Here is a 13,815-nt window from a genome sequence, read left to right on the forward strand (position 1 = left end):
CTTAATAAATTATAAAAACCTAAAGTTTACTTGAACTATTTTTTTTATTATTTAGACAAAATTTACCCCAATGCTTATCTTGCATTTCATTTAATCTTGAAACAGTGCGTTTGGGAAAAATTTTTTGATTACATTCAGAACAAATATTATTGTAATTTTCTTCCGCACTCGCATAAAATTTAGTACGATACTCGTATAAAACATCAATTAACACAACAAAACGTTCAATAACATTGCGCTCTTCTGAATTAAATTTGGGTATGCCATCCACTATCACTACATTAAAATTCTGCGCTAACGTTAAATAATCTCCTCTTCCTAAATTTACATCACAAAGCTGTTTAAATAAAAATCGTGCCACTTCTCCAGAAGCTTTAGAAACAATAAAAGAGCGACCCATTACGTTAAAAATTCGTTCTTTCATCGGCTCCCCTTTTGATTCCCTCAAAAAAATAGCATCAAGACAAGCACTATTTTTACTATCGTAAGGAGTTAGCCATTTTTTTTCTTCAATTGTTCTATTCAGTCGATAATCTTTTACAGAATCAACTTCAATTTCCATCATATGTGATTGCAATATTTTTATGAAGGGTTTAAAGGCATCTGCGCCAGGCTTATTTTGAAAAAGTTGTCCCAAATGTACATTAGAAGTTGCCACAACGACAACCCCGAGACGAAAAAGGTGATCAAATAAACGCCCTAGTAAAACAGCATCCGCAATGTCATTAATCTGGATTTCATCAAAACAAATTAACCATGTTTTGCTTGCTAAATTCTTTGCTAACAATGGAACAGGATCTTTACCTTGAGGAAAATTTATCTTTAATTTATTAAAACTAATATAAATCTGTTGCATAAAACCGTGAAAATGTGCCCTTAATTTTTGTTTAATAGGGATATGTTCATAAAACAAATCCATCAACATTGATTTGCCCCGTCCCACCTTTCCTACTAAGTAGATTCCTTTAGGTGCACGACGTGGCTTCTGCCAAAAATGTTTAAAATTTTGCAAAACACTTGAACTAATCGTTTTAGGTTGGTAATTTATTAATTCTCCATATAAATAATCAAACGCTGCAACAACTTTGCGTTGAGCATTATCATCTTGCAAAAGCCCTGCTTTAATTTTTTGATTATATATCGTGCTAAAACGACTCATCGTTGTATTTTTCTTTTATTTTCTATTTAATGTAATGTCATAAACTTTGCTTATGTTTTATTTAGACATTTTTCTTAATCATTAACGTTAACAATATATTTTTCCATTTCGAACATTCCATTGTTTGATTGAATGTTAAAATATTTACTTTTATAACAAATTAGGTTTTATTTACTACAAAATATTCATTGAACTCCAAGGATTTAAACTATGGGTTATCGCATAGCTGTAATTGGTGCCACTGGCGCAGTAGGTAGAGAGATTTTAAAAATACTTGCAGAACGTCAATTCCCAATTAAAGAAATTAGTGCACTTGCTTCACCGCGGTCTGCTGGAAAAGAAATTTCTTTTGGCGATAAACAAACATTAAAGGTTCAAAACCTTGAAACTTTTAATTTCTCTGGCTGGGATATTGTCCTTTCTTCCGCTGGTGCAACATTATCCTCTATTTATGCTCCAAAAGCAGCCAAAGCTGGATGTATTGTTGTTGACAACACATCCCAATTCCGCATGGATCCTGATGTTCCTTTAATTGTGCCAGAAATTAATGTTGATGACCTTAAAAAGATGAAACGCAATATTATTGCTAACCCTAATTGTTCAACTATCCAAATGGTCATGGCTTTAAAACCTCTTCATGAACTTTTTAAAATCAAGCGAGTAGTGGTTTCAACCTATCAAGCAACGGCAGGGGCAGGGAAAAAAGGAATGGATGAACTTTATACTCAAACTAAGGACTCCCTTACCGGCAACCACATTACCCGTAATCACTTTACTAAGCAGATAGCTTTTAATTGTATTCCACACATTGATGCATTTATGAACGACGGATCGACTAAAGAAGAATGGAAAATGTCTGTCGAAACCCGTAAAATTCTAGATCCAAATATTCTTGTTTTTGCTACTTGTGTACGAGTGCCCGTCTTTATCGGCCATGGTGAAGCAATCAGTATTGAATGTGAAAAGCCCATTAATCTCGCTAAAGCTCGTCAAGCTCTTAATAAAACTAATGGCGTAATTTTGTATGATGAACGTAAAGACGAAGGGTATATTACACAAATCGAAGCCGCTGGTGAAGACGCGTCTTATGTATCTCGACTACGCATAGACCCCACCGTCCCTAACGGATTGGGATTTTGGTGTGTATCTGATAATCTACGAAAAGGAGCAGCTTTGAATACTGTTCAAATTGCTGAAGCTTTAATTCAATCAAAGTTAATATCAAATTAAATAAAATAAACCCTAATTCTTCCAAAAAACTTGTAATCTGCTTTTTCACTTGCAGTTTATACACATAATGAAAGCAAATTAATTCTCTCAAATTGAACATAATTTTCAAATAAATTAACTAGACCAAATAACTGGTCAAGCATAAATTGAAGTTATTATCGACAAGGCGATATTAACTTTTCATATGGGGAGAGTACCATCTATTAAAATCGCGTAATTTTATACACTTGATCTATAAAAATAATCGATTCCTTTAAAAAAATTTTCCCCATCCCTTTTAAAATTTATAGATCAAAACCTACACATGGCATTTATTCAAAGCCATGAAAAATTAACACATTAGGAAATGATTATGTCGGATATACGAGCGACTTTTTACGAAGGTCATAATAGCGACGGCGCGTTAAAAAAACGCCCCATGTCCCCTCATCTGCAAGTTTATAAGCCAATACCTTCTATGATACTTTCCATTTTAAACCGCGTAACGGGAGCCGCAATGGCTTTCGGTAGCACCCTTGTGGTTGCGTGGTTATTTTCAGCGGCTCAAGGACCAAAGCCATTTAAAAAAATGCAAGGAATTACCAGACATTTCATTGGGCAAACTGTAATTTTTGGATTTTCTATCTCTTTCTTTTTACATTTCATACGAGGCATTCGACATCTCATTTGGGATTCAACAGGAAAACGTTTACAAAAAGATGAAATTAACCAAGACAGCGTCATTGATATTGCCGCTATATTAACGTTAACCTGCGGACTGTGGGCTTTAATCATTGGCAAACGCTTAAGAAACAAGAAATAACGTCAAGTCCCTTTTTTAAATAATGTTTTAAACTCAAAACTCCTAGTTTTTTACCTTTGAAGGAAAAATATAAAGTGATCCCCTCTCACCAAAACCCTAGAGTAATGCGTTCGCATTTAGGCCGAGTACGCTGTTTGGGCGTTGGCCATAATGCTTTTGAACATTGGTGGACTGAACGACTTTGTGCTACGGGCATGGCTCCATTATCCATCTGGTTCATAATACAATTATTAAGATTAAGTGATGCTGAGCATAAAGACGTTGTTTACTGGGCAAAAAAACCCATAAATTCTGTTTTATTATTAGCACTCGTATTACTTACTTTTAATCATATGCGATTAGGACTAAGCGTTATTACAGAGGATTACACTCGCGGTAAAATTAGAATGGCACTTAATCTTTTAATTAAAGGATGCGCACTCTTTATGGGATTACTAACTATTTCTTCTATTTTAAAGTTAATGCTTACTTCTCCAAATAAACTATAAATAATAATTCAACGAAACAGGACATATTTATACTGATGATTACAAATATTACTACACCGCACAATTATCGCGTTGTTGATCATGCTTATGATGTCATCGTTGTTGGCGCAGGTGGAGCTGGGCTACGTGCCACTTTAGGTATGGGCGCTTGTGGTTTTCGCACGGCTTGTATTACCAAAGTTTTTCCTACAAGAAGTCACACTACTGCAGCTCAAGGAGGAATAGCCGCTTCATTAGGCAATATGGCCGAGGACCATTGGCAATGGCATATGTATGACACCATCAAAGGTTCAGATTGGTTAGGTGATCAAGATGCTATTGAATATCTATGCCGGCAAGCCGTCTCCGCAGTCTATGAACTTGAACACATGGGCGTACCGTTTACTCGAACAGAAAATGGCAAAATTTACCAACGACCTTTTGGAGGTCATATGAGAGATTTTGGTCAAGAACCAGTACAACGTGCTTGTGCAGCGGCTGATCGTACTGGGCATGCCATTTTACATACACTGTATCAGCAAAGTTTAAAACATGATGTTGAATTTTTTATAGAATATTTTGCCATTGACCTTATAATGGACGATCAGGGTACGTGTAAAGGCGTTATAGCTTGGTGTCTTGAAGATGGTTCTATTCATCGTTTTCGAGCCAATTTGGTCGTCCTCGGCACAGGAGGCTATGGAAGAGCTTTTCAATCTTGTACCTCAGCGCATACCTGCACGGGAGATGGTAACGCAATGGCGATGCGCGCAGGTATTCCAACACAAGACATGGAATTTGTTCAATTTCATCCAACAGGTATTTTCCCCGCTGGCTGTCTACTTACCGAAGGCTGCCGAGGAGAAGGTGGCTATTTAACCAATAGTACAGGCGAACGTTTTATGGAACGGTACGCGCCTCATGCAAAAGACCTAGCTTCTCGTGATGTTGTCTCACGAGCAATGATCATTGAAATCAACGAAGGTCGTGGCTGTGGTCCTCAAAAAGATCATCTTATGCTCCACTTGGAACATTTAGGAAAAGATATACTTCATGAACGTTTACCAAGTATTGTCGAAACTTCTCGTGTGTTTGCTGGTATAGATGTTACCAAAGCCCCTGTCCCCGTTTTACCGACGGTACATTACAATATGGGGGGAATACCTACCAACATTCATGCAGAAGTTTTAAAACCTACTACCGACAATCCTGATGCAATTGTTCCGGGACTTATGGCTATTGGTGAAGCAGCCTGTGTATCTGTTCATGGTGCCAATCGTTTAGGAACAAACTCTTTACTGGATTTAATTGTTTTTGGACGGGCTGCTGCTTTAAGAGCTCAAGAAATTTTAAAACCTCATCAACATATAGAACCTCTTTCCGAAAATGCTGGTGAAAACGGGCTTTTACGCTTAGATCGCTTAAGGTATAGCGAAGGAAAAACCAAAGTCGCTGCACTACGTAATAATTTGCAAAGAACAATGCAACATCACGCTGCTGTCTTTCGTAATACCAAAAATTTGGCAAAAGGAATTGAAAAATTAAAAACTATTTGGGAAAAAGTTGAGGATATATCTGTTTCAGATAAATCACTAATTTGGAACACGGATTTAATGGAAGCACTGGAATTTGAAAATTTACTTTCCAATGCTACGGTGACTCTATCTAGTGCTTTCGCTCGTCATGAAAGTAGAGGCGCCCATGCGCATGACGATTACATTAATCGAGATGATAAAGAATGGCTAAAACACACGGTATCTTATCTTGATGATAAAGGAAATGTTACTTTATCCTATCGACCTGTTCATTTAGATACTTTGACAAATGAAGTTCAAACCTTCCCCCCTAAAAAGCGCGTATATTAAATCCAGAAAGGCATTAACTTATGGTAGAGTTTCGATTACCTAAAAACAGTCGTGTTAAAATGGGAAAAATCTTTCATGCACCTCCTGGTACAAAAAACATTAAACGATTTAAAATTTATCGATGGAGCCCAGATGAAAACAGTAATCCCGTCATTAATACCTATGAAATTGATCTGGATAAAATTGGCCCCATGGTTTTAGATGCCTTGATTTATATCAAAAACGAAGTGGATACGACTTTATCTTTTCGACGTTCTTGTCGGGAAGGCGTCTGCGGCTCCTGTGCCATGAATATTGATGGAGAAAATACATTAGCTTGTCTAAAACCTATTAAAGAAGTTCGCCACGATGTTCCTATTTATCCATTGCCGCATATGCCTGTCATTAAAGATCTAATACCAGATTTAAGCGGCCCCTTTGCACAACTGCGTGAAATTGAACCGTGGCTTAAATCTGATACTCCCCCACCCCCTGATAAAGAACGCCTACAGAGTATTGATGAACGAAAAAAACTTGATGGACTCTACGAATGTATTCTGTGTTTTTGCTGTTCAACCTCTTGTCCTTCTTACTGGTGGAATGGAGATCATTATTTAGGTCCAGCGGTACTGCTGGCAGCTTTACGTTGGATCCATGACAGTAGAGAAGAGCGTGCGGGCGAACGTCTAAGTGAACTCGAAGATTCTATGCGTCTCTATGCCTGCCGTACTATTATGAATTGTACTCAAACTTGTCCTAAAGGACTTAACCCTGCTTATGCAATTGCAGAATTAAAAAAGCTACAGGTTGAACGAAAAGTTTAAATCGAGTATGTATGGATCATGAGTAAAAAAACAACTTTTGATCCATCCTTTCCTAAACCAACAGATCATTTCAAAGCATGGTGCAATAGTTTTTTTATTGATCACTCTATGTTCAGATTAGTTTGGTCCAATTTTGCAGTTGTTATTCCTAATAAAGTTTACCGTTGTAATCATCCAACACCTGCGAGACTAAGGAAACTTACTGAAAAATACCATTTAAAAACCATCTATAACCTTCGCGGCAAAAGAGATTGCGGCTCAGATGCTCTTTCGCGCTTTACCAGTAAAGAATTAGGACTTCATCACATTGATCTTCCTTTTGAAAGTAGGGGAGCTCCTCATAAAGATCGAATTCTTAACTTAGTTAAAATTTATAAAGAAAGTAAATTTCCTTTACTAATACATTGTAAATCAGGTGCTGACCGCGCAGGATTAATCGCCGCTATCATTGTTTTAATAGAAAACAATAATATTTACCAAGCGCAAAAACAATTATCGTGGATATATGGACATTTTAAACATTCCAAAACAGGAATACTCGATTCTTTTTTTGAAAAATACTATTTTGAAACACTTGGAAAAAAGGATTTTATCCAATGGGTTGCTCAAGAGTACGATGAGAATGAACTAAAAAAACATTTCAAACCGAAACGTTTATCATCCTTTGTTACCGATATTCTTCTTAAAAGAGAATAAATTATTCCTCAGCTATGTTTTTAATCAATTGCAGTATTCTATCCCGTTTTTTTTTATCACGTATACTGTAATAAGCCCTTAACAATTCAATCCCTTCCTCATTATGCACGTTTGATTTATCTATTGAATGTAATATCTCTCTAGAAGAGCTTACGCTATTCTCTTCTAAAACAAAATCATTAGCCATTATTTTTAAATCGCTAATGTAATCTTTATCAATGTAAATTGGATCTACAATTTCATCAAAGAAGAAATTAATAGGCACGTTTAAAGCATCTGCGACGTCTAGAAGTCTTGACGCAACGATACGATTGGTACCTTTTTCGTATTTTTGTACTTGTTGAAAAGATAATTTTAGCACAGACGCTAATTTATGCAATGTAAATTTTAAAGCATTCCGCCTCATTCTTATACGTTGGCCAATTCTTTGGTCAATGGTTTCAACGGAACTATTAATTGGTAATTTATCGATAGACATAAAACTATATTAACCCATATTACTGAATAATAATAAATAAAATTGTTACATATTAATAATAATTTGATATTTTAACAAGTAACATTAAATAATTAACAGCATTATGAGTTAAATTCAAGAATAGTAGTTAAATTTTAACTTATTAACTCTTTCGATAAAGCAATATAATAAATAATATATAAAAAATTACTTAAACGTTATTGGTAATTAAATTTTGTAAACATTATCGTGATGCTACAACTATTAATTGTATCTGTAAAATTTTAATGATTGCTAGTAAACCTTCTATTGTTAAATTTAAAAAACATATTATTAACTCCAATTAATTTTAAAACATTTCACTTACAATTCTTTACGGTAGTCATCAATTTAATTTAGTAACTCAAAAATCAATGGATATTTACGAACCCGTTTCTAAGATTGAAATAAAAATTAAATAGACTAAGCTAAGCATTTTAAACAATACTTTATGGAAATTGTAATGTGGCCTCCCATTAATCCACCCAGGAATATTCATTTTTTATCTATCAGTGCACTGGAAGCCGTTCAATATAAATCAAACCTTATTAACCAATATGGCAATGCTGATGTTAATCAAAGTGAAGTTATCGTTTGTGTAGGAGGTGACGGCTTTGCTTTGGAAACCCTACACAATTATATAAATTTTCATATCCCTATTTATTGTATCAACTTTGGTTCCGTTGGTTTTCTTACCAATCCTAAAATCATTTCCGAAGATTTACCAAGAATATTACATAAGGCAAAACCAACTAATTTGCGCCCTTTGTCCATGACGGTAGAGACAGCAGATGGAAAAATGCATAGCGCTTTAGCTTTTAACGATATTTTTTTATATCGACAAACAAGACAAGCTGCTAAAATAAAAATTACTACAAATGAAAAAGTCAGGCTTTCCGAATTGATATGTGATGGAATAATTGTTTCCACCCCTGCAGGATCAACGGCCTATAATCTTTCGGCACACGGCCCCATTGTTCCACTTAATTCAGGACTTCTTCCTCTTACCCCAATTTGTCCTTTTAGACCGAGGCGATGGCGTGGTGCTCTTTTACCTGCATCAACCTCTTTTGAATTTAAAATCATAGAAGAACAAAAAAGACCCGTCGCTGCCGTTGCAGATTTTACTGAACTCAGAAACGTTACACATGTATTTGTCAGGGAAAATAAATCGGTGTGTTCTACCCTATTGTTTAATCCAGATCATGGGTTATCAGAACGTATTGTGGCAGAACAATTTTCCGTTTGATTTGCAATCAACAAATTACATTATTGACAAGCTATCCAACATATGTGCTTCTTCTTTAATCTGCGAAAAGGACTTCCTGAATATATAACCTTGCCCCCACATCGTTGAGATAAAGTCTTCTGCACCTGCTTGTTGAAGTTTCTTTCTTAACTTACATACAAAGACATCAATAATTTTAACATCGGGCTCATCTTTTTCAATCGTATAAAGATAATTTAAAATTGTAGATTTACTGATTAATATACCTCTTCTGGCAACCAGCATTTCTAAAATTGAATATTCTTTACCAGTTAGATGGACTTGATTGCGGTTAACGTATACTTCGCGAGTCTCAAGATTTATTTTCAGATTATCAATTTGAATAATTCTTTCGCTCCCCAGTTTATTTACACGTCTAAGGACAGCCTTACAACGAGCAACCAACTCTTTTGCTTCAAATGGAACAGTAACATAATCATCAATACCCACTTGAAACGCTTGCAACTTTACATCCAATTCCCTTCTGTCAGAAACCACAATAATAGGTATTTTTTCATTAAAAGACCTTAACAGTTTAATATTAGAAAAGAATTGTTTGTCTGAACTATTAAGCTCTACCAAAATAAGATCGTAATCGTAGCACCTGATAGCGGAAATAATTTGCGATTCATACCCTACACGATCAATTGAAAATCCAGTTTTCTTTAACTCTTGATAGAACTCATGCTCTGTAAAAAAGAATTCACCCATAAGAAGAACATGCATAACAACCACTCCAGATTAATTATCTTTAATAATTACAACTACAGGTTGAAACAAATCGTGGGAAAAAGCAACAGAAAGTTAATATTTTACATCCAATTTGTTAAAAATAAGGTGAACGTGTTAATATTTAGACAGAATTTGAACATAATGTTTAAAGTACTTTAAAGAATTACCCTTCATTTTAAAGTTTCAATTTCTCTTAAAAACATTTCTGATAAATTTCCACCCATGCTGGCGTATTACATTGCCCAAAGGCCCTCCAAAAGCACCAAGCAAAGCTGTTAAAGCGAGAGAATTCCTTAATTCTTTTAAACTATGGTTCCGTATAACTTTTGCTTCTATTTCTTCAACAGAAACTCTTTGCCTAACGGCAAGAAGAAAAAACAACGCCATTAAAAAAATATCAAAAGCAAATAAGATTAAAGAAACTCCTAAAACTCCAAAATGAAATAAATCCCAACATAATGCCGCCAAAACTGCGTGAAGTGAAATCAGTGTAAACAAACCACAGAGTGCCCCAATAGCACATAAAATTAGCTGTTTTACCACTCTTGCTGATCTCTTTTTTAACAACAAAACTTCAGCATCGGCGATTGTCTTGCCTAAAGTAGTAATTTTCATGAATTTTTAAACCATTTTCTAAATTAAACCAATTAACGATTAGATCTGCCCAAAAGATAACCAACAACAGAGGATATAACAATAGCAAGCAACGGTTTAGATTTGATCTTTTGTGACACTTGGTCAATTTGATTATTGGCTACTTTTTTTACATCTTGTGCAGCGTGTTCTGCTCTATCCGAAGCTTGAGTAATAACGGGATTAATTTGTTCATTTATTAATGCCCCGACTTGTTTTTTAATATTATTTAATTCTTCTCTTCCCTTTTGCTCGACCGTTTCAACGAACTCTTTCTTTTGTTTGCGACTGAAAAACATTGTATTCTCCGTAACTATTCAATGAAAGAAACTTTAAAACCTAATCTCTGTCTTCATAAATTTATTATTGTGACGGGATATGAATCAATAAATAAAAAAAAGTAATTCATATCTGTCTTACGGTGTTACTTAAATACACTAAGGGAAAGTAAAAATTTAAAAGTGCTTTAAGGCAGTATATTGAAAAATAACTAGCCCACTTATAAAGCGTTTACTTGATTATTTTTATAATAACCAAAAATATGTGCCACATAATTTTATCATTATCAGATAAGGATTAAGATGAAAATTTATTAATTAAAAACTGTACCGTGTCTTTTCAAAATACCTGTCCCTCGGATGAAATATAATCCGAATCGTCAAAAAAATTATTTAAAACTATATTACAGTAATATTAGATTGTTACTTTACACTAAACGTTTTTAAAAATTTTGAGTATAAAGATACCTTTTAAGTTTAATTTCTTCATAGTATATTTACTATACCGCACCTTTTTAACGTGCTCATCACCACAATAACAATCTTTTTTGTATTTTATATCATCGCACACAAAGCTAATAAGATGATTAGCCTTGTCTTGTTTTTGAAACAATCTTACACGTTAATATTGTATCTTACTTTTTTTATAGTTTTCATAACAGACGCGATATTTTTTTACAAAATTTCTAACTTTTACGAAGACTCTATACGTTTACCCAAAATGGTAAGAAAAATAATACAAAAAACGGGTATAATACGTTATTGAAAAAAACTATTTTAAAACTGTCTACTTGGTTAATACGTTAAGCAAATCGCTGAGTGGTTTGAATTGACAATATAAAATAATTAATTTTTTGGCATTAACTCGAAAAAAAGAAAACAGTTTAATTGCTCTTAATGGAATTATGGGATCCAAGCTTAAAAATAGACTAATTACGAATTATAATGTTTTTACATTTTAATAAATATTTCTAATAAAATAAGACTCAAAAACTATTTTAAATCGCTTATAAAATGCTATTAATTGATTTACTTCATCTTAAAATCTATTAACAAATATTGATTTAAAAAAAATAAAACCCTTCTAAGCTCCGATTGACACCATAATTTGATTAAACATTTATATTGTCAATTAACGTTTAATTATAAATGCTTGCTCCTTATCAGCAGTTTTGCGTATGCTAAAATTTACCTTACAATGCGAATTCATATTAAAACTACATAGAATCATTTTTGATGTCTGGATTCGTAAGGATGCTATACATTGGACTCAGTCAATGCATTATTTTAAGAGCTCTTTCTATTTCACAGCGTTATGCCTTAGTATAGCTGGATATTTAGGATATCAATCAACCCATACATTAGCAGGAACGTTATCGACGATATTTATCTGTGCAATGTTAGGGGTGCTTGAAATTTCGATCTCCTTTGACAACGCAGTCGTTAATGCGAACACCTTAAAAACAATGTCCAAAATTTGGCAACGCCGTTTTTTAACGTGGGGAATGATTATCGCTGTTTTTGGGATAAGACTAATTTTTCCTTTACTCATTGTAAGTATAGCCGCACGAGTTGGACCTATATCCGCTTTACAACTCGCTCTCAACGAACCCGAACGTTATGCACAGATAGTATCAAATGCACACACAGCGATTATGGGTTTTGGCGCAGCTTTCCTTGCTTTAGTGGGATTAAATTTCTTTTTTAACACACAAAAAAATGTGCATTGGATACGATTTTTAGAAGTTAAATTAGTAAAACTTTCAAAATTAGATTCTATCGAAATTATGTTGGTCTTAATAGCGATTATCTTTATGTCGAAATTAACCGCTAAAAGCGAGTCCCTCGTATTTGTTATCTCCGGTCTTTTTGGTATCGTTACTTATATAAGCCTTGATGCGTTAAACCATTTGCTAAACCAAACAAACTCATCCCATAACACGCTTATAAAAGCAGGGCTCGGTAGTTTTCTTTATTTAGAAGTATTAGATGCTTCCTTTAGCTTTGACGGGGTCATCGCTGCATTCGCTTTAACGACCAATTTATTTATTATTGTTTTAGGACTTAGTATAGGCGCCATGTTTGTCCGTTCGTTGACACTCATGCTGGTAAACCTTAATACGTTAAATAAATATCGTTTTCTAGAACATGGAGCATTTTGGGCAATTTTAGTACTGTCAGGTTTTATGTTTTTCAGTGTTTATAAAAAAATACCAGAGGTAATCACAGGATTAATCGGGGCAATTCTAATCGTTATTGCCTTTATTTCTTCGCTCTATTGGAATAAAAAATATTCTAAAAAAGTCTAATAGCCACTATGAATCAATTTCTTTATAGTTTCGCTCATCTCAAAAACAATATCCAAACTTTTTTAGTGGCAAGTCAAACTCATAAAGAATTTTTTAATTTAACAAAATTGAAAAGACGAATTTTTTTTTGCTCTTAAAAGGAAATTTACACACTGCGAAATGTAAACAATCAATCTTTCGTTAGAAATTTATAAATCAAGTCTTTTAACTTTACACTTTAGAAATTAATGAGGATGAATCTTGTATTCCGATGTTCCTAATTTTTTCTAAATCCTTAATAACGCTTCTAGCATCAGCGTGTATGAATTATTTTGTTTTAATAAAATTATAGCCGATCTCAAACAGAGAACATGCCATCGCATACCTTTCCAATAAATCGTTATAAAGTGATTGGAACTCCTTTAATGAATGCTGGGCACTTAGCTTCTCCCCTATAAAAGCGTGCGCAAGACGTTGATTTCTAAGAGCCTTAATTTTATCATAAATCCCTTTTCTTTCCCCATTAGTATATTTATTGTAAAGCCGCATAAATGAACTTCTATTTTTTTCATATTTAATTATAACCTCAGGATATTCTTTAAAGTTTTCACTAAAATACTTAACGAATTTTTTATCTTTTATAAAAAAAATATTTAAGAAAAACCAACATTCTTATGATATTTATTTAGTTTATCCTATGTTTTGCAATCAATAACCGTGTCATTCATACGAATGAACGTTGTATAACATCAAATAAACATATAGCTTCTCTTAACAGAATTTTTTAAAAAAATCGTTTCTTTGTGATAATTCTTTATAGGTTTCCCACGTAGGATAATTGAACGAATTTTTACAAGAAAATGATTAAGTAGATAAAATTTATATTTACCTATCTTATTTTCAATAACATCATCTAAGCGCAAACTTACTACCGTAAGTTTCACATTATTATGCTATTAAAAATTTTATTAGCCGTTCATATATTTTTGAATAATGAAAAAATTTACTGCAATAAAATAAATAATATAAACTCTTTTAAAAGAGTATAAGATTGAATCTATAATACGAATAAGAATCCATATATCAAAATTCTCAAAAC

Annotated in this window: 13 protein-coding genes; 8 read left to right on the plus strand and 5 right to left on the minus strand. The window is 33.6% G+C overall.

Annotated elements, in window-relative coordinates:
- Positions 1-19: 19 nt before the first annotated feature.
- A complete protein-coding gene (gene zapE / locus AABE15_RS00385; protein WP_338329298.1) occupies positions 20-1,159 on the minus strand; it encodes a cell division protein ZapE in 1,140 nt (379 codons plus the stop codon).
- A gap of 210 nt (positions 1,160-1,369) precedes the next feature.
- Between zapE and AABE15_RS00390 the strand changes: the two genes are divergently transcribed.
- From AABE15_RS00390 to AABE15_RS00415, 6 genes are all read left to right on the plus strand, one after another.
- Positions 1,370-2,389, plus strand: coding sequence for an aspartate-semialdehyde dehydrogenase (locus tag AABE15_RS00390; protein ID WP_338329299.1), 1,020 nt, complete (start codon positions 1,370-1,372; stop codon positions 2,387-2,389).
- Positions 2,390-2,741: 352 nt separating this feature from the next.
- Complete coding sequence (gene sdhC, locus AABE15_RS00395) at positions 2,742-3,191, plus strand: succinate dehydrogenase, cytochrome b556 subunit (RefSeq protein WP_338329300.1); 450 nt, start codon at positions 2,742-2,744, stop codon at positions 3,189-3,191.
- 74 nt (positions 3,192-3,265) lie between these two features.
- Positions 3,266-3,679, plus strand: a complete 414-nt coding sequence (gene sdhD, locus AABE15_RS00400; protein ID WP_338329301.1) for a succinate dehydrogenase, hydrophobic membrane anchor protein — start codon at positions 3,266-3,268, stop codon at positions 3,677-3,679.
- Between the two features lie 35 nt (positions 3,680-3,714).
- A complete protein-coding gene (gene sdhA, locus AABE15_RS00405) occupies positions 3,715-5,523 on the plus strand; it encodes a succinate dehydrogenase flavoprotein subunit (protein WP_338329302.1) in 1,809 nt (602 codons plus the stop codon).
- A 20-nt stretch (positions 5,524-5,543) separates the two neighbouring features.
- Positions 5,544-6,326 carry a succinate dehydrogenase iron-sulfur subunit gene (locus tag AABE15_RS00410; protein ID WP_338329303.1) on the plus strand — a complete coding sequence of 261 codons (783 nt, stop codon included), beginning with the start codon at positions 5,544-5,546 and terminating at the stop codon, positions 6,324-6,326.
- 18 nt (positions 6,327-6,344) lie between these two features.
- Positions 6,345-7,022, plus strand: coding sequence for a tyrosine-protein phosphatase (locus AABE15_RS00415; RefSeq protein WP_338329304.1), 678 nt, complete (start codon positions 6,345-6,347; stop codon positions 7,020-7,022).
- 1 nt (position 7,023) lies between these two features.
- On the opposite strand, the gene AABE15_RS00420 is transcribed toward AABE15_RS00415, so the two are convergent.
- The gene (locus AABE15_RS00420; RefSeq protein ID WP_338329305.1) at positions 7,024-7,500 is read right to left on the minus strand and encodes a helix-turn-helix transcriptional regulator; all 477 of its coding nucleotides are present in this window, start codon (positions 7,498-7,500) and stop codon (positions 7,024-7,026) included.
- A gap of 481 nt (positions 7,501-7,981) precedes the next feature.
- Here AABE15_RS00420 and AABE15_RS00425 point away from each other — a divergent pair, with 481 nt between their 5' ends.
- Positions 7,982-8,767 carry an NAD kinase gene (locus tag AABE15_RS00425; protein WP_338329306.1) on the plus strand — a complete coding sequence of 262 codons (786 nt, stop codon included), beginning with the start codon at positions 7,982-7,984 and terminating at the stop codon, positions 8,765-8,767.
- Between the two features lie 15 nt (positions 8,768-8,782).
- Here AABE15_RS00425 and AABE15_RS00430 read toward each other — a convergent pair whose 3' ends face one another.
- The 3 genes from AABE15_RS00430 to AABE15_RS00440 form a co-directional block, all read right to left on the minus strand.
- Positions 8,783-9,511: a response regulator transcription factor gene (locus AABE15_RS00430; RefSeq protein ID WP_338329307.1), complete on the minus strand. Its 729-nt coding sequence runs from the start codon at positions 9,509-9,511 to the stop codon at positions 8,783-8,785.
- A gap of 189 nt (positions 9,512-9,700) precedes the next feature.
- Positions 9,701-10,132, minus strand: coding sequence for a hypothetical protein (locus tag AABE15_RS00435; protein WP_338329308.1), 432 nt, complete (start codon positions 10,130-10,132; stop codon positions 9,701-9,703).
- A gap of 32 nt (positions 10,133-10,164) precedes the next feature.
- Positions 10,165-10,449, minus strand: coding sequence for a hypothetical protein (locus AABE15_RS00440; protein WP_338329309.1), 285 nt, complete (start codon positions 10,447-10,449; stop codon positions 10,165-10,167).
- A gap of 1,256 nt (positions 10,450-11,705) precedes the next feature.
- Between AABE15_RS00440 and AABE15_RS00445 the strand changes: the two genes are divergently transcribed.
- Entirely contained in the window at positions 11,706-12,737 is a 1,032-nt protein-coding gene (locus tag AABE15_RS00445) for a DUF475 domain-containing protein (protein WP_338329310.1), read from the plus strand.
- The last annotated feature ends 1,078 nt before the right edge of the window (positions 12,738-13,815 follow it).

The sequence above is a fragment of the Commensalibacter sp. Nvir genome, assembly GCF_963921845.1.
Taxonomy (GTDB): Bacteria; Pseudomonadota; Alphaproteobacteria; order Acetobacterales; family Acetobacteraceae; genus Commensalibacter.

Coding starts and splice junctions, on each gene's coding strand:
- zapE (WP_338329298.1), bottom strand. CDS start 1,159: ATGAGTCGTTTTAGCACGATATATAATCAAAAAATTAAAGCAGGGCTT.
- AABE15_RS00390 (WP_338329299.1), top strand. CDS start 1,370: ATGGGTTATCGCATAGCTGTAATTGGTGCCACTGGCGCAGTAGGTAGA.
- sdhC (WP_338329300.1), top strand. CDS start 2,742: ATGTCGGATATACGAGCGACTTTTTACGAAGGTCATAATAGCGACGGC.
- sdhA (WP_338329302.1), top strand. CDS start 3,715: ATGATTACAAATATTACTACACCGCACAATTATCGCGTTGTTGATCAT.
- AABE15_RS00410 (WP_338329303.1), top strand. CDS start 5,544: ATGGTAGAGTTTCGATTACCTAAAAACAGTCGTGTTAAAATGGGAAAA.
- AABE15_RS00415 (WP_338329304.1), top strand. CDS start 6,345: ATGAGTAAAAAAACAACTTTTGATCCATCCTTTCCTAAACCAACAGAT.
- AABE15_RS00420 (WP_338329305.1), bottom strand. CDS start 7,500: ATGTCTATCGATAAATTACCAATTAATAGTTCCGTTGAAACCATTGAC.
- AABE15_RS00425 (WP_338329306.1), top strand. CDS start 7,982: ATGTGGCCTCCCATTAATCCACCCAGGAATATTCATTTTTTATCTATC.
- AABE15_RS00430 (WP_338329307.1), bottom strand. CDS start 9,511: ATGCATGTTCTTCTTATGGGTGAATTCTTTTTTACAGAGCATGAGTTC.
- AABE15_RS00435 (WP_338329308.1), bottom strand. CDS start 10,132: ATGAAAATTACTACTTTAGGCAAGACAATCGCCGATGCTGAAGTTTTG.
- AABE15_RS00440 (WP_338329309.1), bottom strand. CDS start 10,449: ATGTTTTTCAGTCGCAAACAAAAGAAAGAGTTCGTTGAAACGGTCGAG.
- AABE15_RS00445 (WP_338329310.1), top strand. CDS start 11,706: ATGCATTATTTTAAGAGCTCTTTCTATTTCACAGCGTTATGCCTTAGT.